The 25064-nt window shown below is 72.2% G+C and carries 18 protein-coding genes and 1 pseudogene; 3 read left to right on the top strand and 16 right to left on the bottom strand.

What is annotated here, in order from left to right; translation table 11 throughout:
* Window positions 1-7 precede the first annotated feature (7 nt).
* The 9 genes and pseudogenes from ftsW to mraZ form a co-directional block, all read right to left on the bottom strand.
* Window positions 8-1297, bottom strand: coding sequence for a putative lipid II flippase FtsW (ftsW, locus tag AB0C27_RS33605; RefSeq protein ID WP_357852267.1), 1290 nt, complete (start codon window positions 1295-1297; stop codon window positions 8-10).
* Window positions 1281-2657, bottom strand: coding sequence for a UDP-N-acetylmuramoyl-L-alanine--D-glutamate ligase (gene murD, locus AB0C27_RS33600; RefSeq protein WP_357852264.1), 1377 nt, complete (start codon window positions 2655-2657; stop codon window positions 1281-1283). The genes ftsW and murD overlap by 17 nt, the downstream gene beginning before the upstream one ends.
* Complete coding sequence (gene mraY, locus AB0C27_RS33595; protein ID WP_106244599.1) at window positions 2654-3712, bottom strand: phospho-N-acetylmuramoyl-pentapeptide-transferase; 1059 nt, start codon at window positions 3710-3712, stop codon at window positions 2654-2656. Before mraY ends, murD begins: the two co-directional genes overlap by 4 nt.
* A gap of 1148 nt (window positions 3713-4860) precedes the next feature.
* Window positions 4861-6078 (bottom strand): annotated as a pseudogene (gene murF, locus AB0C27_RS33590) (UDP-N-acetylmuramoyl-tripeptide--D-alanyl-D-alanine ligase); the annotation flags it as partial.
* The gene (locus AB0C27_RS33585; RefSeq protein ID WP_357852259.1) at window positions 6078-7607 is read right to left on the bottom strand and encodes a UDP-N-acetylmuramoyl-L-alanyl-D-glutamate--2,6-diaminopimelate ligase; all 1530 of its coding nucleotides are present in this window, start codon (window positions 7605-7607) and stop codon (window positions 6078-6080) included. The pseudogene murF and the gene AB0C27_RS33585, both read right to left, overlap by 1 nt.
* Window positions 7608-7647: 40 nt before the next feature.
* Window positions 7648-9378, bottom strand: coding sequence for a penicillin-binding protein 2 (locus tag AB0C27_RS33580; protein WP_357852256.1), 1731 nt, complete (start codon window positions 9376-9378; stop codon window positions 7648-7650).
* Window positions 9379-10232: 854 nt separating this feature from the next.
* On the bottom strand, window positions 10233-11024 hold the full coding sequence (locus AB0C27_RS33575; protein WP_357852253.1) for a hypothetical protein: 792 nt from the start codon (window positions 11022-11024) through the stop codon (window positions 10233-10235).
* A complete protein-coding gene (gene rsmH / locus AB0C27_RS33570; RefSeq protein WP_357852250.1) occupies window positions 11014-11979 on the bottom strand; it encodes a 16S rRNA (cytosine(1402)-N(4))-methyltransferase RsmH in 966 nt (321 codons plus the stop codon). Before rsmH ends, AB0C27_RS33575 begins: the two co-directional genes overlap by 11 nt.
* A 223-nt stretch (window positions 11980-12202) precedes the next feature.
* The gene (gene mraZ / locus AB0C27_RS33565) at window positions 12203-12634 is read right to left on the bottom strand and encodes a division/cell wall cluster transcriptional repressor MraZ (protein ID WP_106244593.1); all 432 of its coding nucleotides are present in this window, start codon (window positions 12632-12634) and stop codon (window positions 12203-12205) included.
* A 469-nt stretch (window positions 12635-13103) separates the two neighbouring features.
* Here mraZ and AB0C27_RS33560 point away from each other — a divergent pair, with 469 nt between their 5' ends.
* The 3 genes from AB0C27_RS33560 to AB0C27_RS33550 are packed head-to-tail and all read left to right on the top strand — an operon-like array spanning window position 13104 to window position 17778.
* Window positions 13104-14081, top strand: a complete 978-nt coding sequence (locus tag AB0C27_RS33560) for a MoxR family ATPase (RefSeq protein WP_357852247.1) — start codon at window positions 13104-13106, stop codon at window positions 14079-14081.
* Window positions 14078-15343 carry a DUF58 domain-containing protein gene (locus AB0C27_RS33555; protein WP_357852244.1) on the top strand — a complete coding sequence of 422 codons (1266 nt, stop codon included), beginning with the start codon at window positions 14078-14080 and terminating at the stop codon, window positions 15341-15343. Before AB0C27_RS33560 ends, AB0C27_RS33555 begins: the two co-directional genes overlap by 4 nt.
* Window positions 15340-17778 carry a DUF3488 and transglutaminase-like domain-containing protein gene (locus AB0C27_RS33550; RefSeq protein ID WP_357852241.1) on the top strand — a complete coding sequence of 813 codons (2439 nt, stop codon included), beginning with the start codon at window positions 15340-15342 and terminating at the stop codon, window positions 17776-17778. The genes AB0C27_RS33555 and AB0C27_RS33550 overlap by 4 nt, the downstream gene beginning before the upstream one ends.
* A 208-nt stretch (window positions 17779-17986) precedes the next feature.
* Here AB0C27_RS33550 and AB0C27_RS33545 read toward each other — a convergent pair whose 3' ends face one another.
* The 7 genes from AB0C27_RS33545 to AB0C27_RS33515 all read right to left on the bottom strand — a co-directional run bounded on the left by AB0C27_RS33545 (window position 17987) and on the right by AB0C27_RS33515 (window position 24914).
* On the bottom strand, window positions 17987-18394 hold the full coding sequence (locus AB0C27_RS33545; RefSeq protein ID WP_357852496.1) for a DUF3040 domain-containing protein: 408 nt from the start codon (window positions 18392-18394) through the stop codon (window positions 17987-17989).
* A gap of 230 nt (window positions 18395-18624) precedes the next feature.
* Window positions 18625-19866 carry a DNA polymerase IV gene (gene dinB / locus AB0C27_RS33540; RefSeq protein WP_357852238.1) on the bottom strand — a complete coding sequence of 414 codons (1242 nt, stop codon included), beginning with the start codon at window positions 19864-19866 and terminating at the stop codon, window positions 18625-18627.
* Window positions 19867-19994: 128 nt separating this feature from the next.
* Window positions 19995-20714: a methyltransferase domain-containing protein gene (locus AB0C27_RS33535; protein WP_357852235.1), complete on the bottom strand. Its 720-nt coding sequence runs from the start codon at window positions 20712-20714 to the stop codon at window positions 19995-19997.
* Between the two features lie 484 nt (window positions 20715-21198).
* A complete protein-coding gene (nusB, locus tag AB0C27_RS33530; protein ID WP_357852233.1) occupies window positions 21199-21609 on the bottom strand; it encodes a transcription antitermination factor NusB in 411 nt (136 codons plus the stop codon).
* Window position 21610: 1 nt separating this feature from the next.
* On the bottom strand, window positions 21611-22171 hold the full coding sequence (efp, locus tag AB0C27_RS33525; protein ID WP_346107765.1) for an elongation factor P: 561 nt from the start codon (window positions 22169-22171) through the stop codon (window positions 21611-21613).
* 26 nt (window positions 22172-22197) lie between these two features.
* A complete protein-coding gene (locus tag AB0C27_RS33520) occupies window positions 22198-23247 on the bottom strand; it encodes an aminopeptidase P family protein (protein ID WP_357852229.1) in 1050 nt (349 codons plus the stop codon).
* Window positions 23248-23300: 53 nt separating this feature from the next.
* The gene (locus AB0C27_RS33515) at window positions 23301-24914 is read right to left on the bottom strand and encodes a serine/threonine-protein kinase (protein ID WP_357852226.1); all 1614 of its coding nucleotides are present in this window, start codon (window positions 24912-24914) and stop codon (window positions 23301-23303) included.
* Window positions 24915-25064: the final 150 nt, after the last annotated feature.

The raw sequence follows: 25064 nt of genomic DNA, 5'->3' as shown, positions 1-25064 counted from the left end.
TCACTCCCTAACGTGTCGCTCGGCCTTTGGACGTACCCCCCAGGCCAAGCCAGCTTAGGGCCCGCGCGGCCGGTCCGGGGCCACGAGCCGCCAAGGCCTCCCGCGCACCCGGCTCGCGTTTGGCGAACGACAGCAGCATGCCGAGCGCGGCGAGCGTGGGCAGCAGCGAGGAGCCGCCGTACGAGACGAGGGGCAGGGGGATGCCGGTGATCGGCAGCACGCCGAGCACGGCCCCCATGTTGACGGTGGCCTGCCCGACGATCCAGGCCACCATGGCGGCGGCGGCGAGCCTGGTGAAGGCGTCGTTGACGCGCACGGCGACGCGCAGCCCCGCGTAGCCGAGCAGCCCGAACAGGGCGACCACGATCAGTGTGCCCATCAGCCCGAGCTCCTCGCCGAGGATGGCGAAGATGAAGTCGCTCTCGCCGTGGGGCAGCCAGTTCCACTTCTGCCGGCTCTCGCCGAGCCCGAGGCCGAACCAGCCGCCCGAGCCCATCGCGATCTGTCCCTGCACGGCCTGGTAGCCCGCGCCCTGCGCGTCGGCCCACGGGTCGAGGAAGGCGCCGATGCGCGCCATCCGGTACGGCTCCACCTTGATCATTATCGCCGCCGCGAGCACCGCCAGCGCCATGATGCCGCCGAACAGCTTGACCGGCGCCCCCACCACCCACAGCAGCGACAGGAAGATCATGAACAGCACCAGCGTGGTGCCGAGGTCGCGGCCGAGCATGACCATGACGGCCAGGATCGCGGTGCCGGGCATGAGCGGGATCAGCATCTGCCGCCACTCGATGCGGCCCTGGCGTACGCGCCTGGACAGCAGGTCGGCGCCCCACAGCACGAGCCCCAGCTTGGCCGGCTCCGACGGCTGCACGGTGAACGGGCCGATGTAGATCCACCGCTGCGCGCCCAGCTCGGCCGAGCCGATGAACAGCACCATGACCAGCGCGATGATCGACAGCGCCATCAGCGGGTAGCCGGCCCACCGGAAGAACTTGACCGGCAGGCGCGAGCACAGGTACATCACCGGCACGCCCACCGCGGCCGACAGCGACTGCTTGATGAACCACGAGAACGGGCTGCCGGTCTTGTTCAGCGCCTCGATGCTGGAGGCCGACAGCACCATCATCAGCCCCAGCGCCAGCAGCAGCGCGCTGCACATGATGATCAGGTAGTAGGTGGTCAGCGGCTTGTCCAGCAGCTCCTTGAGCACGCCCAGTTGCTCGCGCGCCCAGCTTCCCGGCCCCTCCTGCGCGGCGGCCGGCCGCCGCACCCGTTCCTCAGCGCTCGTGCTCACGCCGCGCCCTCAGCCCGCGTACGGCACGCGCGAAGGCCTCCCCCCGCGCCGGATAGTTGGCGAACATGTCAAGGGAGGCCCCCGCCGGGGAGAGCAGCACGGTGTCCCCTGGCGAGGCCAGCCGGGCGGCTTCGGTGACGACTCTTTCCATCGCACCAGTGTCCCGATCGGCGATGTCCACGAGGGGGACATTCGGCGCGTGTCGCGCGATGGCTTCGGCGATCCGTGCGCGATCGGCGCCCAGCAGCACCGCTCCGCGCAGTCTCGGGGCCGCCTGGCGCACCAGCTCGTCCACGTCCGCGCCCTTGAGGAGACCGCCCGCCACCCACACGACCGACGGGTACGAGGCCAGCGCGGCGGCGGCGGCGTGCGGGTTGGTGGCCTTGGAGTCGTCGATGTAGTCGACCTCGCCGATCCGGTCCACGTGGGCCAGCCGGTGCGGGTCGGGCACGAAGTCGCGCAGCCCCTGGCGTACGGCCTCGGACGGCACGCCGAGCGAGCGGGCCAGCGCGGCGGCGGCCAGGGCGTTGGCCACGTTGTGCGGGGCGAAGGGGCGCACGTCGTCCAGCGTCGCGAGCTCCTCGGCGGCCTCGACCGGGTCGGCCACGAACGCCCGGTCCACCAGCAGGTCCTCGACCACGCCGATCTCGCCCCGCTTCGGCACGCGCAGCGTGAACCCGACGGCGCCGGGGTAGGGCGCGGCCAGCCGGGCGGCCTCGGGGTCGTCGGCGTTGAAGATCACGGTGCCGGCACGCTCGAAGACGCGGCCCTTGGCGGCGGCGTACTCGTCCATGGAGCCGTGCCAGTCGAGGTGGTCGGGGGCCACGTTGAGCACAGCCGCGGCGTGCGGGGCCAGCGTGCTCGACCAGTGCAGCTGGAAGCTGGACAGCTCGACGGCCAGCGCGTCGTACGGCTCGGCCACCGCCTGGACCACGGGCGTGCCCACGTTCCCCACGGCCAGGGCCTTGCGCCCGGCCGCCAGCAGGATGGAGGTGAGCATGCGGACGGCGGTGGTCTTGCCGTTGGTGCCGGTCAGCGCCAGCCAGGGGGCCGCCTGGGCGGGCCGCAGCCGCCAGGCCAGCTCCACCTCGCCGACGACCTCGACCCCTTCGCGCAGCGCGGCGGCGATCAGCGGGTGGTGCGGCGCCCACCCCGTGGTGACCACCCGCGTCGCGCCCTCGGGCAGCACCATCTCGCCGAAGCGGGTCTCGACGCCCACCCGCGCCAGCTCGGCCGCGGCGGCCAGTTGCCGCTCGCCCTCCGCGGCCTCCACGACGACGACCCGCTCGCCGCGCGCGGCCAGCACCCTGGCCACGGCGGTGCCGGACACGCCGAGCCCGGCCACGCAGGTGAGACTCATCGGGGCATCCACTCGACGTAGAACAGGCCCAGCCCGAGCGCCGCGCACAACATCGCGATCAGCCAGAAGCGGACCACGATCGTGGTCTCCGCCCAGCCCTTGAGCTCGAAGTGGTGCTGCAGCGGCGCCATCCTGAACACCCGTTTGCCAGTCATCTTGAAGAACCCGACCTGGATGATCACCGACAGCGTGATCATCACGCACAGGCCGGCCAGGATGATCAGCAGCAGCTGGGTACGGGTGGCGATGGCCAGCCCGGCCAGCACGCCGCCCAGCGCCAGCGAGCCGGTGTCGCCCATGAAGATCCGGGCGGGCGGGGCGTTCCACCACAGGAACCCGATCAGCGCCCCCAGCACGGCGGCGGCCACCACGGCCAGGTCGAGCGGATCTCGTACCCAGTAGCAGTTGGGGCCGAGCTGGTCGATGCAGTTGTTGCGCAGCTGCCAGTTGCCGATCAGCACGTACGCGGCCAGCACGACGCCGGTCGCGCCGCTGGCCAGGCCGTCGAGGCCGTCGGTGAGGTTCACCGCGTTGGAGAACCCGACGATCATGATGAGCACCCAGATGGTGAACCCGACGATGCCGATCGAGGGCGGGCCGAAGTCGCGCAGGAACGACAGGCGGGTCTCGGCGGGGGTGATGCCGTACACGTTGGGCTGGCGCGTCACCAGGACGGCGAAGACCGCGCCCACGATGAGCTGGCCGAGCGCCTTGGCGCCGCTGCGCAGGCCGAGGCTGCGCTGCTTGTAGATCTTGATGAAGTCGTCCAGGAACCCGACCGCGCCGAGTCCCGTCATCAGGAACAGCACCAGGCCGCCCGACACCGTCGGGGGCTCCAGCATGGCCAGGTGGGAGGCGCCGTAGGCCAGCAGCGAGGCCAGGACGAAGACGATGCCGCCCATCGTGGGGGTGCCGCGCTTGCCGAGGTGGGCCTGCACGCCCTCCTCGCGGATCTCCTGGCCGTAACCGCGCCGGGAGAACAGCCTGATCGCCAGGGGGGTGCCCAGCATCGAGAGGATCAGGCCCACCGCGCCGGCGATGATGATGTTGGTCACTGGGGGGAACCTCCGAGGATGATCTCGGCCGTGCGTTCCAGACCCATGGCCCTCGGCCCCTTGATCAGCACCGCGTCACCGGGCCGCAGCCACGGGCCCAGCTCTGCCGCCGCCGCCTCGGCGTCCGGCACGTGCACGATCCGCGTCGGCTGCCCGTAGTACGCCCCTCCCCCGGGGCCCGCCGGCCCACCGACCGGCGGCCCGCCCGGCGCTCCTGGCGGCATTCCGGGTGGGGGTCCGCCCGGCGCTCCTGCGGGGATCCCGCCGGGCACCCCAGGGGGTCCTCCCGGCGTCTCGGGCGCCATGCCCGTCGGCGCTCCGGGAGGTGCGCCCACCGGAAATCCGTCCGAGGAAGGTGCACCTGCCGGGAATCCATCGGGCGCTCCGGGCCCGCCTGCGGGGGCACCGCTCGGCATCGCGCCTATGAGGGGCCCGCCGGCCGCGGGAGGGCTCTGCCAGCCCTGGCCGTCGTCTTCCTGTCCGTGCCAGCCCTGCCCAGGAGGCACGGCGCCCTCGTCGGGCACCTGCCATCCCGACCCGGGAGCCGGCTGGTGCACACCCGCGTCGAACTCGGGCCGGCCCTGCGGCTGCGCACCGCCCGCCTCGGGGCCGTACCAGCCCTGCGGTACGCCCGCGTCGGGGGTCTGCCAGCCGGTCTGCGGTGCGCCGTGCTCGGCGTCAGCTCCGTGCCAGCCCTGCGGTGCGCCGTGCTCGGCGTCCGGCCCGTACCAACCTTGCGGTGCGGCGTGCTCGGTGTCGGGTCCGTTCCAGCTCTGTGGCGGCCCCTGCTCGGGGCCGTTCGGCTGCCAGTCCTGCGGCGCGGGCCCGTGGGGCGGCCCAGGAGGCGTCTGCGCGGGCCCAGCGGGCGCCTGCGGGCCGGGAATCCCCGCGCCAGGCACCGAAGGCCAGCCGGGAGCCACAGCGCCCGGCACCGCGCCACCCGGTCCGGCGCCCATCGGCCCCTGACCCATCGGCCCAGGGCCTGCCTGAGGACCGCCGATGCCCGGCTGCCCGGGCCCCATCGAGCCGGCATCGCCCGGCCCGGCGCCCATCGGCCCACCCATCGGGCCGGGGTCTGCTTGGGGGAGGGTCGCGGGGGCGGCCATGCGGGCGGCAAGTTCCAGGGCGGCGGTCTGGGCGGCCTCGTGGGCGCCGTCGAGCACCGGGCCCGCCTCAGGGCCGGCCACGATCAGCCCCGCCAGCCCCGCCCCGCCCGCCAGCCGGCCGAGTTCGGCGTTGAGCGCCGGCCCCTCCTCGCCCAGTTCGCGCAGCGCCGCGATGACCGCGAAGCGCCGGCGTCCCTTGCCGAGGGTGGCGAAGGCCTCGAAGGCCGCCTTCATGGAGTCGGGGTTGGCGTTGTACGCGTCGTTGACCACGGTCACGCCGTCGGCCCGGTCGGTGACCTCCATCCGCCACCGGCTGCGCGGCGTGGCCTCGGACAGCTCCTCGGCGATGGTGGCCACGGGCAGTCCCAGCTCGTAGCCGGCCGCCGCCGCGGCGAGCGCGTTGGAGACGGCGTGGGCGCCGTACAGCTTCAGTGACACGTGCGCGGCCCCCGACGGAGTGCGCAGCGTGAAGGAGGCGCGCCCCCTGGAGTCGATCACGATGCCCTCGGCCCTGATCGCCGCGGACTCGCCGCACCCGAAGTACGTGACCCGCGCCTCCGTACGGGAGGCCATCCCCCGCACGAGCGGGTCGTCGGCGTTGAGCACGGCGACGCCCGTGCGCGGCAGCGACTCCACCAGCTCGCCCTTGGCCTTGGCGATGGCCTCCTTGCCGCCGAACACGCCCAGGTGCGCGGTGCCGACGTTGAGCACCACGCCGATCTGCGGCGGCGCGATGCGGGTCAGGTCCTTGATGTGGCCGATGTTGCGCGCGGCCAGCTCCAGCACCATGAAGCGGGTCTCGAGGTCGGCCCGCAGCACGGTCAGCGGGTGGCCGAGCTCGTTGTTGAAGCTGCCGACGGGCGCGATGGTCGCGCCGATCCGCGCGGTGATCTTGGCCAGGAGGTCTTTGGTGCTGGTCTTGCCGGCCGAGCCGGTCACGCCGATCACGGTGACCTTGGGCAGCGTGCGGACCTGGGCGGCGGCCAGTTCGGCGAGCGCCGCGGCGGCGTCGGGCACGATCACGGCGGGCGCGTCGACCGGCCGGCCGGCCAGCACGGCGACCGCTCCCGCGCGTACGGCCTGCGCGGCGTAGTCGTGACCGTCGACCCGCGCGCCCTTGATGGCGACGAACAGGGATCCCGGTTCTACGGCCCGCGAGTCGATCACGACGGGCCCGCGCACCACCGCGCGGGGATCGGCCATGCCCGACAGGGCGCCCGAGGTTATCTCGGCGATCCTGGCCAGAGGCAACGGGATCATTAGTGCTTCCTGCTTTCCTTGCGTGCGTCGATCGCTTCGGCGACCACTTCGCGGTCGTCGAAGGGGATCACCTCGCCTGAAACGTACTGACCCTGCTCGTGGCCCTTCCCGGCCACGACGATCACGTCGCCGCGCCCGGCCCGGGCGATCGCCAGGCCGATGGCGGCCGCGCGGTCGGGCTCAATGATCACATGAGCGCGGTCGTGCTGCGGAACGCGGAGGGCCCCCTCCATCATCGTCGCGAGGATGGCCAGCGGATCCTCGGATCGGGGATTGTCGCTGGTAAAAATAGCGACATCTGCCAGTTCGGCGGAGATTTCCCCCATGAGAGGGCGTTTGCCCTTGTCGCGGTCGCCACCGCAGCCGAGCACGATCGTCAGGGTCCCGGCGGTGACCGATCGCAACGCGCGCAGCACCGACTCGACGGCGCCCGGCTTGTGCGAGTAGTCCACGACGGCCTGGAACTCGTCGCCGGCGTCGGTGACGCGCTGCATGCGGCCGGGCACGCCGGTGAGCGTGCCGACGCCGTGCACGGCCGTCTGCAGCGGCACCCCGGCCTCGACCAGCGTGACGACGGCCCCGAGCGCGTTGGAGACGTTGAACGGGCCGGGCAGCGCGATCTGCGCGTCGGCCTCGACGCCGCCGGGCCCGACCACGCGGAACGCGCTGCCGTCGGCCCCGAGCCTGGCGTCGACCGCGTGCCAGTCGGCCTCGGGGTCGCCCAGCGCCGAGAACGTGGTCATCGGCACCTTGGCCAGCCCGATCAGCTCGCGCCCGTAACGGTCGTCGATGTTGGTCACGCCGACCCGGCTCAGCTCCGGCTGGAACAGCTTCACCTTGGTCGCGAAGTAGTCCTCGAAGTCCTTGTGGAAGTCGAGGTGGTCCTGCGACAGGTTCGTGAACAGGGCGACGTCGTAGTAGAGGCCGTCGACCCGGCCGAGCGCGAGCGCGTGGCTGGAGACCTCCATGGCGGCGGCGCTGACGCCCTCCTCGCGCATGAGCGCGAACAGGCCGTGCAGCGCGGACGCCTCAGGCGTGGTGAGCGTGGGCTGGAAGCGCAGCTCGCCGGCGTGGATCTCGACCCCGCCCACCAGGCCCGCCCGGTGGCCGGCGGCCCGCAGGCCCGCCTCGATCATGAACGTGGTGGTGGACTTGCCGCTGGTGCCGGTGACGCCGAGGATCTGGATGTCGTGGGCCGGCTGCCCGTACACCCAGGAGGAGATCGGCCCGAGCAGCGCGCGCGGGTCGGGCACGATGAGCACCGGCAGCCCGGTGGCCACGGCCGCGTCGCGGCCGGCCCGGTCGGTGAGCACGGCGACGGCGCCGCCGGCCATCGCGTCGGCGGCGAATGTGGCGCCGTGGACGCGGTTGCCGGGCAGCGCCACGTAGAGATCGCCGCGTCTGACGTCGCGGGAGTCGATCGTGACGCCGGTCAGGGCGGCATGGGGCGACCTCGACGTGCCGGAATCGGCGTCGAGCATGGTCGCGAGCCCGGTCAGCGGGCGAGGCGGGCTGGTCGTGGGACGCATAGACGACGGGGGACGCACGGCGAGAGCGTACCTTCCCTGGTCACTGTCCCGCGCGCATCCGCACCTGCGGCGCGGCGGAGCCCGTGGGTGGAATCTTCATGCTCTTGATGGCGAACGTCATCACATCCTTGAACACGGGGGCCGCCAACTGCCCGCCGAAATGGCCGTTCTTCGGGTTCTGCAGCACCGAGAGGACCACCAGCCGCGGATTGTCGGCGGGCGCGAACCCGACGAAAGACGCGGTGTAGCCGTCGTAGCGGCCGAGCCGGGCGTCGTAGCGGTTGGCCGTGCCGGTCTTGCCCGCCACCCGGTAGCCGTCGATGGCGGCCAGCTGGCCGGTGCCCTCCTCGCCCACAGCGCTCTCCAGCATCGTCGTGATCTCCCTGGCCGTCGTCTCACTCACCACCCTGGTCTGCTTACCGGGAGGAGCGGGGACGAACCTGCCCGTCGCGTCCTTCGTGCCGGCCACGATCCGCGGCTCGATCTTGACGCCGTCGTTGGCGATGGTCTGGTAGACGCTGGCCATCTGCAGCGCGGTCACCGACACGCCCTGCCCGTAGGCGACCGTGCAGTTCTGGCTGCCCGACCACTTCTTGTAGTCGGGCAGCAGGCCCGCCTCGGCGCCGGGCACGCCGCCGCCGGGCGTGCTGCCGAAGCCGAACGCCGTGAGCATCTTGTGCAGCCGCTCGCTGCCCACCTTACGCGCCGCCATGACGGTGGCCACATTGCTGGACTGGGCCATGGCCTGGCGGAACGTCATCGACTCCGTCTTGTGCGCGTGGGCGTCACGCAGCACCTGGTCGGTGCACCTGATCCGGTCGGGCACCTGGAAGACCGTGTCGGGCGTCACCTCACCGGCCTCCAGCGCGGCGGCGGCGGTGATCACCTTGTTGGTGCTGCCGGGCTCGAAGACGTCGGCGGCGGCCTTGTTGACGTAGTGGGACTGCGGGGCCTTGCGCCAGTTGTTCAGGTCGAGCTCGGGGGCGTTGGCCATGGCCACGATCTGCGCCGTCCGCACGTCCATGACGATCACGGTGCCGCTCTCGGCCCCGGACTCGCGCACCTGATCGCCGATCGACTTCTGGGCGGCCCACTGGATGTCGCGGTCGATGGTCAGCCGCACGTCCTGGCCGTCCTCGGGCGCGGTGCGCTCGCTGCTGGTCATCGGGATCTGCTGGCCGTCGCGGCCGGTCTCGACGCGTTTCTTGCCGTCGCGGCCGGCCAGGAGGGAGTTCTTCGCCTGCTCCATGCCGCCGAGGCCGCTGCCCTCGTCGCCGACGAACCCGATGAGGCTGCCCGCCAGATCGCCCGCCGGGTAGAGCCGCCGGTAGGTCTTCTTGGCCGCCAGCGCGGGGATGGGGGCCTGGAGCAGCCGGGTGGCCACGACGGGGTCGACGTCCCTGGCCAGGAGCTGGTAGTGGGTGCCGGTCCTGGACAGCTTGGCGGCGATCTCCCGCTCGTCCTTGCCGAGTTGCTGGGCGAGGAGCTTGGCGGCGCCCGCGCGTACAGCCTCGGGGACCTTCGTCGGGTCGATCGACACCTCGCGGGCCTCGACCGTGACGGCCAGCGCGTTGCCGTTGACGTCGGTGATCGAGCCGCGCTTGGCCGGGATCGTCTCGGTGTGCGTGCGCTGGTCGGCCGCGGCCGCCGCGTACACCTTGGACTCCAGGCCCTGCATCTGGATGAGCCGCCCGGCGAAGATCGACAGCACGAACGTCATGCCGATGAGGCCGATGTTGATGCGCCTGCGCGGGCTGCCCAGCCGCAGCACCAGCGGCGGGCGCGGCGGCGGGGGCGGCGGCCTGCGCGGGCGCCAGGGGGGCGGTCCTTCGCCGTCGCGGCGGCCCGTCGTGCGGCCCGCTGTCCTGTCGGTGGCCCGGCCCGTAGTTCTGTCCGCTGTCCTGTCCGTCGTACGGCCGCGCGCCGCGTCCGGACGGGATCCGCCTGCCGGGGGCCTGCCCGCGGGCGTACGGCGAGCCGACCCGTCACCGGTTCGCTCACCGGCCCTCTCGCCCGCCCGATCACCAGCCCGGTCACCGGCCCGGTCACCGGAACGGCCGTGCGCGCGCTCGTCCCGGCCCTGGACGCGTCCTCTGAGCCGCTCGTCCTCGTCGCGCGACCGGGGCGCACGGCCTCGGGGGCGGTCGCCGTCGTCGCGTGACTGAGGGGCCCGCCTTCTCGGGGGGTCGTCGTCGTCACGGTCGCGCGAACGCCCGCGCGGGCCGTCGTCCCGTGACCGGCCCCGTGGGCCGTCATCGCCGGGCCGCGATCGGCCGCGCGGCTCCTCTCCCGGCTCACGCGGCGGGCGCGCCCGGCCGTCGTCGTGCCCGAACGGGAGGTCGAGCGGGTCGAGCCGCTCACGGGGCCGCCGCGGCGGGTTCTCCGGCGAGCCGGAACGACCCGCACCATCCGCTCGGCCACCGCCCGAACGACCGTCGTCAGAGCGGCCGCCGTCGGAAGGCCCCTCGTCGAAACGTTCCTCGTCGAAACGACCGCCGGAGCGGCCGCCCTGGCGTCCGCTCCTGCCCGGTCCGCCCGGCGTACGACGAGCGGCGCCTGGCCCTCCTTGAGAGCCGGCGCCGCCTGCGCCGCGGCCGGGTCCCTGCCCCCTGCCGCCGGAACCGCTCACCGTGTGCTGTCCGCCTGGCCGGCCTGGGTGTCGGTCGTGCCGCTGGTCCACGGGTTGACGTCGTCCCACCTGCGGCTGAGGCCCTGCTTGTCGGCCATGTCGGCGATGACGCCGGGCTGCGTCTTGCGCTGGTATTCCTGCTCGATCTTCTCCTTCTCCTGCTCGGCCACCGCGATCTGCTCGCGCAGCGACGCGTCGGTGATCGCGTCCTGGGCGAGCATGGTGTTGAGCAGCAGGAGGCTGACGAGGCCGCCGCAGAGCAGGCCGACGACGAGCAGCACGAACGGCGCCCGCGACCGGCGCGACGGATGCCGCGATGCGGCGGGCCGGGCCGAGGGACGGGACGACGTCGCGCCGCCGCTCTCGGGGCGCGCCGGGCTGGCCCGCTCGGCGGGCGGCGCCGTGCGGCCCGGCGCGGGACGCGTGCGGACCGGCGTCCTGCCGCCCGCCTCGCCCCGCGTGCGCTCGCGGGTCGGCGCCTTGGGCTCGGCGCGCAGCCGTTCGCCCTGCGCCCTGCTCTCGGGACGGGCCCGCTCGCCGACCGGCCGCTTGCTCTCGGCACGCTCGCGCTCACCGGCGGCTCTCCTGCCGTCGGCGCGCTCGCCCACGGGCCGCTTGCCGTCGGCGCGCTCACGCTCGCCGGCCGGCGCCTTGCCGTCGGTCTCGGGGCGGGTGTCGGGACGGGGACGCGGCTTGGGCTGGTACGACGTCGCCGACCGGCGCGTGCCCGTCTTGGGCACGGCACGGCGGACAGGCGCACCCCTGCCGGTCTCCTGCTCAGTCGTCAACACGGATCCTCTCTGCCGCCCGTAGCCGGGCCGAGGCCGCCCGCGGGTTGCGGGCGAGCTCTTCGTCGCTTGGGAGCTCCGCTCCCCTCGTCAGCAGGCGGAACCTCGGCTGGTGAGCCGGTAGCGGGACGGGCAGCCCTGGTGGGCTGGTGTCCTTGGTTCGCGCCGTGAGGGCCTGCTTGGTGAGCCGGTCCTCGAGTGAGTGGTAGGAGAGCACGACCACTCGCCCACCGAGCGTCAGCGCGTCGAGTGCCGCGGGCAGCGCCGCCTCCAGGGCGGACAGCTCCGCGTTCACCTCGATGCGCAGCGCCTGGAAAGTCCTCTTGGCGGGGTTGCCCCCGGTGCGCCGGGTAGCGGCGGGGATCGCATCGCGCACGATGTCCGCCAGCCGCTTCGTCGAGGTTATTGCCTCTTTGGCCCGTTCTTTGATGATCAGGCCCGCGACACGCTGAGCGAATCTCTCCTCGCCGTAGTCGCGCAGGATGCGCGTGAGCTCCGCGGCGGAGTAGGTGTTGACCACCCGATCGGCGGTCAGCTCCTGCGAGGTGTCCATGCGCATGTCGAGCGGGGCGTCATAGGAATAGGCGAAGCCGCGCTCGGCCTCGTCGAGCTGCGGGGAGGAGACGCCCAGGTCGAACAGCGCCCCGTCGATGACGGGACGCCCCGCCTGGTCGAGCACCTCGGCCAGGTCGCCGGAGGAGGCGTGGACCAGGGTGGTCCGGTCCGCGTAGGGGGCGAGCCTGCGGGTGGAGAACTCGATCGCGAAAGGGTCGCGGTCGATCCCGATCAGGTGCAGTGCGGGGTGTGCGGCGAGCAGGGCCTCCGAGTGGCCGCCGAGGCCGAGGTTGGCGTCGACGACGACGGGTGCGGGCCCGGTCAGCGCGGGAGCGAGCAGCTCCAGAACGCGCTCGAGCATCACCGGAACGTGACCGCCCGTGGCGACGTTGTCGTCCATCTCCAACCCCCCTCTCGCGTCCTTGCTCGCGGATGACGCGTATCGCCGATCGTTCGCCGGTCCTTCCTGGGTCCCCACCCCGGCGCCGTCCGGCCAGGTCCCCATCCGCACCCTCTTCGTGGACGCCCGCCATCTGACACCGGGGAAGGTGCATCAGCTGGCGGACAGTGGTTGCGGGTGGAGACCTCGCCGAACGACATCACCGACGGATCGACCGTGGTCACTACAGAATCCCTGGCAGCACCTCCTCCGACAGCTCGGCGAAAGCCTGCTCCTGCGCGCTGAGATAGGTGTCCCAGGCCTGCGCGTCCCAGATCTCCAGCCGGGTGTTGGCCCCGATGACGACGCAGTCACGCTCCAGCCCCGCGTACTGGCGGAGGCTCTGCGGGATCGTGATGCGTCCTTGTTTGTCTGGTTTCTCGTCGGACGCACTGGCGAAGAAGACGCGGCTGTAGTCACGCACCGCCTTGGCGGTGACCGGGGCGGTGCTGAGAGCCTCGGTAATGCGCTGGAACTCCTCCACGGGAAAGACGTAGAGGCATCGCTCCTGGCCTTTGGTGATCACAAGACCCTCCGCCAGCTCCTCACGGTACTTAGCCGGCAGGAACAGCCGTCCCTTGTCGTCCAGACGCGGTTGATGGGTGCCGAGGAACATCGGCCCCACCTCCCGTGCCTCGTGAAGCGCTCAGCGCTGGTGCACCGGGCTCTCCACTGCGCACCACCATACTCCACTTCTCCCCACCGTCAACTGATTCGAACCGTCTTCATCATCGGTTTCCCTTGCGTTACCGCAGGTCAGAGCGGTGGAGCGGAGTGGAGGGGGGTGACGGGGCGGTCAACCCTCATGGGCGTGTCGAGGGTTTGAATCGCCGTGGAAATAGGGGCGGCGGGCGTCCGGGGAGCTCGGCGGGGAGGAAAGTGGAGCGCTTGGCGGGTGCGCTGTGTCACGGGATTCGCACCTCTATGCGACATGAACGGGAACATCGCCGGGGTTCCCTGAATATCCACAAATGTCGCTGAAGAACCCACAGCGTCGTAGGGTCGTACAGACAATGGAAAAGGAATGGCATGGCTCCCGCAATGGCACCGCACGGGACAGCCGTCGCACTTCTCATGGAGGCCTGGTGGCAGTAACCCATGACGTCCCTCCCCAGCTCGACGAGCTGGTCTCCACCGCCCACCGGATTCGGCAGGCGATCGAATCGGTGATCGAGGGCAAGAGCGACGCCGTCCGTCTCACGCTGACGGTCCTGCTCGCCGAAGGCCACCTGCTGATCGAGGACGTGCCAGGGGTCGGCAAGACGATGCTGGCCAAGGCGCTCGCACGCTCCATCGACTGCCCCGTCCGGCGGGTCCAGTTCACCCCCGACCTGCTGCCCAGTGACATCACCGGGGTCAGCGCCTACAACCAGCAGACCCGGGAGTTCGAGTTCAAGCCCGGCCCGGTGTTCGCCAACATCGTGGTGGGCGACGAGATCAACAGAGCCTCCCCCAAGACGCAGTCCGCGCTGCTGGAGTGCATGGAGGAGCACCAGGTGACGGTCGACGGGAGGACGTACCAGCTGGACGCGCCCTTCATGGTGATCGCCACCCAGAACCCCATCGAGATGGAGGGCACCTATCCCCTCCCCGAGGCCCAGCGCGACCGCTTCACCGCGCGCGTGGCGATGGGCTACCCCGAGCCGCACGCCGAGCTGGAGATGCTCGACGTGCACGGGGGCACCTCGCCGCTCGACAAGCTCCAGCCGGTCGCGACGACGGCGGAGGTGCGCGCGCTCATCGAGGCCGTACGCGGCGTCTACGTCTCACAAGCGGTCAAGAAGTACGCCATCGACCTGGTCGTGGCCACCCGCCACTCCCCCGACCTGCGGCTCGGCGCCTCCCCCCGGTCCACGCTGCAACTCGTCAGGGCCGCCAGGGCGCACGCGGCGCTGACCGGCCGCGACTACGTCATCCCCGACGACCTCCAGGACCTGGCCATCCCCGTGCTGGCCCACCGGCTGCTGCCCAGCGTGGAGGCGCAGGGCCAGCGGCGGCTGCCCGAGCAGGTGGTGACCGATCTGATCAGGCGCATGCCGGTGCCGGAGACGCGAGCGTCGTGAGGGCCGGACTGCGGGCGCTGACCTCCAGGGGCAGGTCGTTCCTCGCCTCCGGGATCGCGGCCCTGGTCATGGCCGTCATCCTCGGGGAGAACGACCTGTTCAGGATCGGAGTCCTGGTGACGGCGCTGCCGCTGCTGGCCGCGATGGTGGTGGCGCGCACGCGCTACCGGCTGAGCTGCGCCAGGCGCCTGGACCCGCCGCGGGCCGAGGTGGGCGGCGAGGCCACCGTCACCCTCCGGCTGGAGAACGTGACCAGGCTCCCGACCGGCCTGCTGCTGATCGAGGACACGGTGCCGTACGCGCTGGGCGTGCGGCCCAGGTTCGTGCTCGACCGGGTCGAGTCGCGCGGTGTGCGCGAGATCGACTACCGGGTGCGCTCGGACCTGCGCGGACGTTACACGATCGGGCCGCTGGCCATCCGCATCGCCGACCCGTTCGGGCTGGTCGAGCTGACCCGCTCGTTCACGATCAGCGACACGCTCGTGGTGACGCCGCACGTCGCGGCGCTGCCCCACGTACGGCTGTCGGGTGAGTGGACGGGCGGCGGCGACAGCAGGACCAGGAGTGTGGCGGCGGCCGGCGACGACGACGTGGCGCCGCGCGAATACCGGCAGGGCGACGACCTGCGGCGGGTGCACTGGCGCTCGACGGCCCGCTACGGCGAGCTGATGGTGCGCAGGGAGGAGCAGCAGTGGCAGAGCCGCGGCGCGCTGCTGCTCGACACCCGCAGGCACGCCCACCGCGGCGAGGGCCCGCGCTCGTCCTTCGAGGTGGCGGTCTCGGCTGCGGCCTCGATCGGCGTGCACCTCGCGCGTGAGGGTCTCGGCCTGCGGCTGGTGACCGACCAGGGCGCCGAGCACCTGACCGACGACGGGCTCAGCTACTCGCTGCTCGACACGCTCGCCGTGATCAGGAACAGCCCGGCCCGCTCCCTGGAGATGGGGGTGTCGGCCCTGCGGCAGGGCGGCGGCGACGGGCTGATCGTGGCGGTGCTCGGCGCGCTCGACCCCGAGGAGGCCAGGGACCTGGCCAGGCTGCGGCACAGCGGCATCACCGGTGTGGCCGTCCTGCTCGACGTCGGCACCTGGGAGAGCGGCGGCGGCCAGGCCGCCGCCGAGAACCAGCAGGCGATGGAGACGGTCCTCGCCGGATACGGCTGGCGCATCGTCCGCCTGCCCGCCGGCACCTCGATCGCCTCCGTCTGGCAGGACGCCGCCAGCCGTGACAGATACACGGTCAACCGGACGGGGGGCGCGGCATGAGACTCACCATCGCCTCGGGGGTGGCCGCGTTCACGGCGGCCATCCTGCTCTATCCGCTCTTCCAGAGCGGGACCTGGTTCTGGACGTCGCTCGGCGCCGTGCTGGCCGTCGTCGCGGCAGGCCTGGTGACCACCCGCCTGTCCCTGCCCGCGTGGGCGGCGCCGCTGCTCGGCCTGGCCGCGACGTGGATCTACCTGACCGCGGCGTTCGCCGCCGGCAAGGCGTGGGCGCTGGTGATCCCCACCAAGTCGTCGGTGCTGGAGCTGGCCAGGCTGCTGGGCACCGGCTGGGACGACATCCAGCGCTTCGCCGCGCCGGTGCCGGAGACGAGGGGCATCACACTGCTGACCGCGGGCGGCGTGGCGGTCATCGCGATCGCCGTCGACCTGCTCGCCGCGCGCGTACGGCGGGCGGCGCTGGCCGGGCTGCCGCTGCTGGCGCTGGCCACGGTCCCGGCGACGATCCTGTCCGACCCGATCAGCTGGCCGGCGTTCATCGTGGCCGCGCTCGGGTTCGTCAGCCTGCTGATCTCCGACGGGCGCGAGCGGGTGGGCCACTGGGGCAGGGCGGTGCTGGTGCGCAGGGCGCGCTCGGCTCCTTCGCCGACCCGGTCCGCGCCGGGCGGCGCCCGCGCCGCGGCCGACACCAGCGGTCTGCGGCTGTCGGGCAAGCGCATCGGGTTCGCCGCGATCCTGCTGGCCGTGCTGCTGCCCGCGGCACTGCCGGCGATGGAGCCGGTGTCGTTCTTCACCTTCGGCGTGGGCGGCAGGGGCTCGGGGCCGGGCAACTCGATCAGCATCGCCAACCCGATCGCCAGCCTGAAGGGGCAGCTTGACCTGCCGGAGCGGCGGGTCGTGCTGACCTACACCAACAACGACGACACACCGCGCTACCTGCGGATCTACGCGCTGGACACGTTCGACGGGCAGCAGTTCGGGATGACGCAGCCCAAGGGGGCGCCGCAGAACAGGACGGAGAACGGCCCGCTGCCGCCGCCGCCCGGCCTCAGCCGCGACCCGCAGATCACCAACGTGGTGACGAGCGTCCAGATCAGCGACGACCTGGCGCGGCTGCGGTTCCTGCCGCTGCCGTACCCGCCGCGGCAGATCAGGGTGGACGGCGACTGGCGGGCCGACGTGGACACGCTGATGGTCTTCTCCACCCGCGAGGAGGCCGCCGGCCTGGAGTACGAGGTGCTCACCGCCGAGCCGAAGCCGACCGCGTCCCTGCTCGAATCGCTCGACGCCGCGCAGCCGGACACGGATCCGCGCTTCCTCACCCTGCCGGACAACCTGCCCCCCGAGATCGCCCAGCTCGCGGAGGAGGTCACCGCGGGCGCCGGCAGCAGCTACGAGGCGGCGGTGAAGCTGCAGGAGTTCTTCACCAAGACCGGCGGCTTCACCTACAGCCTGCGCACGCAGGGGCACGGCAACTCGGCGCTGCGGGACTTCCTGCTGCGTGACAGGGCGGGCTACTGCGAGCAGTTCGCCGCGTCGATGGCGGTGCTGGCCAGGCTGGTGGGCATCCCGTCGCGGGTGGCGATCGGCTACACCGGCGGCGTCAAGTCCGGCGACCGGTGGGAGGTGGGCACGAACGACTCCCACTCCTGGCCGGAGCTGTACTTCGAGGGCGTCGGCTGGCTGCCGTTCGAACCGACCCCCTCGGGGGCGGCCGGGCAGGGCAGCGCCCGCGTGCCGGAGTACACCCAGCCCCGCCCCGAGGCCACGCGGGAGACCACGGCGCCGACGCCGGGGGCGACCAGCTCCTCGGCCGACGAGCCGCAGGACCCGTCGGCCCGCCGCAACCCGCGTGAGGTGGACCGCGAGGGCACGGTCCTGCCCGGCGAGCTGCCGCCGGACGACTCGATGCCGCTGATCGCCCAGATCGGCATCGGGGCGGCGGCGCTGCTCCTCTTCCTGCTGATCCCCGCAGGACTGCGGCTGGTGACCAGGAACAGGCGCGTGCGCAGCCTGGGCTTCAAGGTCGCGCAACCCGCCGACGAGCTGACGGCCAGGGTGGCGTCGAACAGGAGTCACACGTCGGTGGCGGCCGCGTGGGCCGAGCTGGACGACATCCTGTACGACTACGGCATGGCCCGGGGGGCCAGCGAGACCCCGAGGGCGCTGGCGCGGCGGCTGACCCAGCAGTACGAGTTCGACGCCGACTCCGCCGCGGCCATCGCCGGGATCGCCTCGGCGGTCGAGCGGGTGCTGTTCGCCAGGGACGCGGGCCGGATCGAACCGATGCGGAAGGATCTGCGCACGGTGCGGCAGGCCCTGGCGGCCACGACGTCGCGCGGCAGGCGGGTGCGGGCGGTGCTGCTGCCCCCGTCGACGCTGCGGCGGCTGCGGCTCCTGGGCGAGCGGCTGCTCGACGGGTTCGACCTGCTGGAGAACATCAGGTTGCGGCGGACGGCGACCCAGAAGGGCGCCTGAACAGCGGATCGTGCGGCGCGGCCGTTCCCGGAAGGGGGCGGCCGCGTCGTCGTCTCCGGCCCGCCGTTGCTTCATGCGGGGGAACTCGGCCCGGCGCGTCCGTTGCTTCATGCGGCCGGGGCGGCCGTCCCTTCATGCAGGGGGCACCCCGGCCTGACGCGGCCGTCCACCCGTGGGGAGGACGGCCGCGACCGATCGGTCTGGCGGGTCAGCGCTCGTCGTGACGGCGGCGCCAGCGCTCTTCCATGCGTTCCATGAAAGTGCCCCGGTTGCCCCGGCGGGCCTGCTTGCCCGGAGGAGCGGCGGCGCCGGCGGCGGGGGCGGCGTCACCGAACCCGTTCATCTTTTTCCAGCTGGACAGGCCCCACAGACACGCGGCGAGCATGACCACGAAACCGCCGACGCCGAGCGGGATCAGAGCGTTGCCGCTCATGACGACGCCGATCATCATCACCACGACACCGAGGGCAAAGCCGATGGAGGCTTTGACCAGGCGGCGCTTGTAATGGCTGCGCGGATCGCTGATCCTTACGGTGTTGGCCCACTTCGGGTCCTCGGCGTAGAGGGCCTGCTCGATCTGGTCGAGCAAGCGCTGCTCGTGCTCAGAGAGCGGCACGGCGCCTCCCAAGGACGGCCCCAGGACGGGGAAGACGGCAACGGACGACACGGGGTGTCCGAACCTCGCGGTCGGTCATCCCCAGAATACGAGGCTGTAGACGTAGGCGAAAGCAAACGTCCAACGCAGACCAAACCGGAGGTGACGTCATGGCTCTATTGTGGACCATCTCGCCCCCCTCTCCCCAAAATCCTGACACGGATGCCCCCACCAAGTCCGGACATCGAACGTCATGTCTCTATTTCATCAAGCTTGCCACGTACTAGCGACGCCGGGAGCACCGCATCGGGCCCGAATCTTCGAATGGCCTTGTCCATGGCCTGCTCCGCCTCGCGCCACCCGGTCTCCTTCTCGCCGAGGCTGAGCTGCCGGGTGGCCTCTCCGGCCGGCCGCAGATTTTCCATCCTGACCCCCACCAGGCGCAATCGCACCCGATCGAGCCCGGCCGCCTCGAACAGCTCGACCGCGGTGGCGTAGACGACCTGGGCCACGTCGGTGGGCTCACGCAGCGTGCGCGAGCGGTTGATCGTGGTGAAATCGGCGCGGCGTAGCTTCACACTTACAGTTCTTCCCACGTGACCGGCCTTACGCATGCGCGCGGCCACCCGCTCGGAAAGACGCAGCAGCTCCCGCTTGATCACCTCGGGGTCGTCCACGTCGGCCGCGAACGTCTCCTCGTTGCCAATGCTCTTGTCGGGCACGTGGGAGGTCACCGGCCGCTCGTCGCGGCCCCAGGCCAGCGCGGCCAGATGGCCGCCCACGGCCTGGCCCAGCTCGCGCTGGAGCGTCGCCGGCGGCACCCTGGCCAGGTCTCCGACCGTGCGGATGCCCAGGCGCACCAGGGACTGCTCGGTGCGCTCGCCGACGCCCCACAGGGCCGAGACGGGCAGCGGGTGGAGGAAGCCGACCACCTGATCGGCGGGCACCACCAGCAGCCCGTCGGGCTTGCACTGCTTGGAGGCCAGCTTTGCCACGAATTTGCTGCTGGCAACGCCCACGGAACACGTGATGCCGAAGCGGTCGAGGACCTGCTCCCTGATCATGGCGGCCACGGCCGCGGGCGGCCCGAGCCGCCGCCTGGCGCCACCGACGTCGAGGAACGCCTCGTCGGACGCGATGGGCTCCACCAGCGGGGTGATCGTGTGGAAGATCTCCATGACGCCCTTGGAGACCTCGGCGTATTTCCCGTGGCTGGGCGGGATGATCGTGGCCCGCGGGCAGAGCCTGCGCGCCCTGCTCATCGGCATCGCGGAATGGACGCCCTGGGCCCTGGCCTCGTAGGTGGCGCTGAGCACGACACCGCGCCCGGCGGGCGAGCCCACGATCACCGGGCGGCCGCGCAGTTCCGGCCGTTCGAGCAGCTCGACGCTGGCGTAGAAGGCGTCCATGTCGACGTGGAGGATCGGGCAGCCGCTGTCATCGGCCCCGGTGCGTGGAGCGGGGCCGATGCCGGTGATCTGCTTGCGAGACACGCGACCGATTCTATCCGAACAGGCGTTCTACACCGAGGGGGGTGGCCATCGATTCTTTCCTCTCCCGATCCACTTCCGGTGCCACTTCCGGCGCCGCTTCCGGTGCCCCGTTCACGTCCGTGGCGGGCTCAGTTGCGGTGCGCGAGCACGTGCAGCTGGGTCGCGACGTCGCGCAGCACGGGATGGGTCGCGGCGGCCTGCTCCAGCGCCACCAGGGCCTCGGCCGCGCCCGGTTCGCCGTCCACGAGCCGGCTCGGCACCAGGTCGGCGAAGACGCGCACGCCGTGGACGGGACCGGGCGAGAAGCCGGTCGCGGTCAGCAGCTCGACCAGCGTGTCGGCGGCGAAGCGCCGGGGCGTGGGGTCGCGGTCGCCCCAGCTGCCGCTCGGGTCGGTCAGCACCGCCCTGGCCTCGTCGAACTGCCCCGACAGCGCACGGTGGATGGCGCTGGCCACGGGGTTGGCGGCCAGCACGCTGACGGCACCGCCCCTGCGCAGCAGGCCCGCGACCGCGGTCAGCGCGCTGATCGGGTCTTCGACGTATTCCAGCACGCTGTGGCAGAGCACCAGGTCGGCGCAGTCGCGGCTGAGCAGCTCGCCGAGGTCGGCGGCGTCACCCTGGAGGCCGCGCACGGCCACGCCCTTCTCCTTGGCGCGGCGCTCCAGCGCGGCCAGCGAGTCGGGGCTCGGGTCCACGACCGTGACGGCGTGCCCGAGCAGGGCCAGCGGCACGGCGAACCCGCCGGTGCCGCCGCCGGCGTCGACGATGTCGAGCGACTCGCGGCCGGTGGCCGCCGTGCGCTCGGCCAGCATGGACCGCAGCGCGTCCCAGACGACGGCGGTCCGCACCGCCGGGGTCCTCGTGACGCCTTCAGCGCGCAACGTCGGCTCGCCTCCCTCTCCCTGAGCGACGCCCGGACGGCGAACGCCCTCGCGCCCGTCGCCCTCGCGCCCATCGCCCTCGCGAACGTGCACGTCGCGCCGGGCCTTCCTCGTGGACTCGACTCGTGGACTCCTGGACGGGCCCAGCCTACGCCGTACGCCGGAGCTCCCGCTCCCCACCGGCGAGACTCCCCCGCGGTCCTTGACCGGGGGCATGGAACGGGGGCATGGAACGGGGGCGGCGACACAGGGGCCAGGAACGGAAGATGGGGAGGTGTGAAAACGGAAAGGGGCGCGTCGCGGCTGGTGACGCGCCACTTGTCCGTACGGCCGCGAGGTGCGCGGGCACAGGCCGGGCGGAGGCGCCAGACCTGGCCACGCGAGCCCGCGCGGGCCGGCGTGGTTGGAACGTACCCCGAACACGCCCTCCAGGCCCGCCGAAACGGGGTGTCTAAAGGGTGAGGCTTGGCTTGAGTTGTTTGAAGCGGGCCAGCAGCCCGTTGACGAACTGGGGGGATTCGTCGGTCGAAAGCTCTCCCGCCAGGTGCACCCACTCGCTGATGACCACGCCCTCCGGCACGCCGGGGATCCACAGCAGCTCGTAGGTGCCGCCACGCAGCAGGTTGCGGTCGACCGCGGGCATCCGGTCGAGCGTCCAGCCCTCGGCGTAGGTGGTGATCAGCTCGTCGATGCGCGCGTGGTGCCTGGCGACGCCCTCGACGATGGCCGAGGTGTATTCGTTGACCGGCGGCTCCTGCCGCTCCACGCGCTCGGCGAGGATCTTCAGCGGATCCTCGCTGCGCAGCTCTGCCTCGAAGAGGATGTCGAGCGCTCTTCTGCGTGCTTTGCCGCGTGCCGACACCTCAGGCCCGGCCGAGGTATTCGCCGCTGCGGGTGTCGACCTTGACCCTCTCACCGGTGGTGATGAACAGCGGCACCTTGATCTCGGCGCCCGTCTCCAGCGTGGCGGGCTTGGTGCCGCCGGTGGAGCGGTCGCCCTGCAGACCCGGCTCGGTCTCGGAGATGGTCAGCTCGACGGCCGCGGGCAGGTCGACGTAGAGCGCGGAGCCCTCGTTGAAGGCGACCGTGGCCAGAGTGTTCTCCAGCATGTAGTTGGCGGCGGTGCCGACGGTGCCCTGGGGCACGTTGACCATGTCGTAGGTCTCGGTGTCCATGAACACGAAGTCGTCGCCGTCCTTGTAGGAGAACTGCATCTCGCGCTTGTCGACGTTGGCCACGTCGACCTTCACGCCGGCGTTGAAGGTCTTGTCGACGACCTTTCCGGAGAGCACGTTCTTGAGCTTGGTGCGCACGAACGCGCCGCCCTTGCCCGGCTTGACGTGCTGGAACTCCACAACGGCCCACAGCTCCCCGCCGTCGAGCTTCAGCACCATGCCGTTCTTGAGGTCGTTGGTCGTCGCCACTCGTTCTTCTCCCGCGTGTGGCCGCTCTAAAGGACGAGCAGCTCCTTGGTCGTCTTGGTGAAAAGTTCCGGCCCGCCCTCACGTGTCACCAGGGTGTCCTCGATGCGAACCCCGCCCCGGCCAGGAAGATAAACCCCGGGCTCGACGGTGATCGGAACTCGATCCTCTAGTCTACCGGTCCTGGCGGGGCCGAGGAACGGCTCCTCGTGGATCTCCAGGCCGACGCCGTGGCCCAGACCGTGCCTGAAGTGGCCTCCGTGGCCCGCCTCCTCGATCACGGAGCGAGCCGCCGTGTCGACCTCCCTGGCCGTGGCGCCGGGCGCGAGCGCGTACCGGCCAGCCCGCTGGGCGGCGGCGACGAGGTCGTAGAGCTCGCGCTGCCAGGCGGCGGGCAGACCGAGGCTGACCGTCCTGGTCATGTCGGCGTGGTAGCCGTCGTACCGGGCGCCGAAGTCCATCGTCACCAGGTCTCCGGCGCGCAGCTCCCTGGAGGTGGGGGCGTGGTGCGGGACGGCGCCGTTCTCCCCCGCGGCCACGATCGTGTCGAACGCCGGCTTGTCGGCGCCCAGCTCGGCCATGCGGCCCTCCAGCAGGCGGGCCAGCTCGCGCTCGGTCATCCCGGGCGCGATGGCGGGGCAGACGTCGGTGAACGCCTGGTCGGTGATCGCGCATGCGGTACGGATGCGGTCCAGCTCGGCGTCGTCCTTGACCGCCCGCAGCGGCTCCACCACCGGCCCCAGCGGCACGAGCCGATCCCCCCGCCGATCCCCGAGCCTCAGGTAGGCGGCCACGCTCATGCTCGCCGCCTCGATCCCCGTTCCCGGCTCCGCCAGCCGGCCCGCCACGTCGGCCGCCTCCTCGCTGGGGACGTCGAGCGCGCGCGCCGCCTCGATGTAGCGGTTGTCCGTGACCAGCAGCGTGCCGCCGTCGGCCCGGATCAGGACGGCGGCGTTCGAGCTGGCCAGCCCGGTGAGGTAGCGGACGTTGACGGGGGAGGTGACGAGCAGGGCGTGGACGCCGTGGCCGGGCAGCAGCCCGGCCACCCGCGCCCGGCGCGCCGGATAGTCGAAGCTCATGGGGTCAACCTACGCGCTATGCCCCAATCGTCACTTTCGCCCTTCGCGTCCGGTCAGGCGCCTCGGCCGTACCGGTCGGGGATGCGCCAGTCGAGCAGGAACCTGGCCGCGGGGCCCGTCCCGTTCATGTCGCCCTTCTCCTGGGCCCGTATCAGGTCGCGGTAGACGCCGGCGATGTGGTCCAGAGCGGAGTCGACGTGTCCCTCGCGGGCCTTTCTGGCGGCTTTGCGCAGTTTCTCGCGGGCCTTGCCGGCGACCGCGGGGTTGATGCCGTTCGTCCGCTCCTGGGCGGTGATCGCCTCGTCGAACCTCTGCAGCCACTTGCCGTACCCGCCGGCCGGGGCCACGTCCCCGAGGGTCGCCTTGGGCGCGGCGGTCTCGATCAGCGAGGTCGGCTCGTCGTCGGGGTCGAGGGTGCGCACCAGGCCGGACTCGTCGTCGGTGGGCGTGGGGGACGGCGAGGTGGGGGGCGGCTCCTCGGTCGTGAGCGTGGGGGACGGCGTCGGGCTCACCACCGCGACCGGCGCCTCCTGCCTGGCTCCCGCCCACATCACCATGCCCACCGTCACGGCCGCGATGACCAGGACGGCCACGCCCAGCTGGATCACCAGCTTGCGGTTGGGCCCCGAGGGCGGGGCGGGCTCCAGGTCTCCCGCCTGGTAGATCGCGGTGTCACCGGCGCGCGGCGGCGCCCCGCCGAGGTGCTGGAACACCTCGGTGGCACCCGAACCGGCCCCCTGCCCAGCCCCGGCCGCCGGTCCCGCACCGGCACCCATCGCACCCGCGGCACCGGGTGCCGGACCCATCGAGCCCGCCGCACCGGGCGCCGTGCCCATCGTGCCCGTCTGGCCGGGCACCATACCCATCGCGCCCGGAGCGCCGGGTGCCGTGGGAGGCGCCTGGGGGGCGGGTTTGGGCCGGGCGATGGCGGCCAGGGTCCTGCGGATGTTCTCCCCGCTGGTGGGCCGCTGCGCCGGATCCTCGGCGAGCATGGCCAGCAGCAGCCGGTCGAGCTCCGGCGGGACTTCGCCCCTGATCGCGCTGGGCGGGACGGGCCGTCCCCCGCCCTCCCCCGCCGTCTCCGCGGGCACCCGCCCGCACAGCAGCTCGTAGCAGACGCAGCCGAGCGCGTACACGTCGCCGGGGGCCTGCGCGGGCTGTCCCGCGGCCCGTTCCGGCGCCGCGTACCGCTCGTCCCCCCGTACGGGCTCGCGGTCGTCCATCCCGAACCCGACGACCTTGAGCACCCCGCTGCTCGCCAGGCGGAAACTGTCCGGATCGACCTGCCCGTGCACGACGCCGGCCCGGTGCGCCGCGTCGAGCCCGGCCGCGGCCTGGCCGATCAGGTCGCACACCTCCATGATCCGCAACTGCCCGCGCGCCGCGCGCTCCTCGCGCAGGCTGTTCCCGGTGAGGTACTCCATCACCAGGAACGGCGCCCCTTCGTGCTCGCCGACGTCCAGCACCATGGCCGCGTTCGGATGGATCACTCTGGCCACGGCCTGGGCGTGCTGCCTGAGCACCTCCCGGGTGCCGGCGCCGGCGGCCTTGGCACCGAGCACCTTCACGGCCACGACCCAGTCGGCCCGCGTGTCGTATCCGCGCCACACCTCGCCCATCGGTCCGCTGCCGATGCGCTCGTCGAGCCGGTACCGGTCAGCGATCAAGGACGGCGCGCGCTCCGTCGCGTCGGACATATCCCCGCCAATTACTCGAAAATTGAGATTTCCGACCACCATAGGCCCCCACGGCCCCTGCCGCCCCTCCAACGTCCCGTACGGGCCCGTACGCCTCCTCCAACGAATAAGGGAGGGGGC

The organism is Nonomuraea sp. NPDC048882, from assembly GCF_040649755.1.
Classification (GTDB): domain Bacteria; phylum Actinomycetota; class Actinomycetes; order Streptosporangiales; family Streptosporangiaceae; genus Nonomuraea; species Nonomuraea maheshkhaliensis.
Note: the sequence above shows the minus strand (reverse complement) of the source record. Positions and strands in the feature narration are given on the sequence as shown.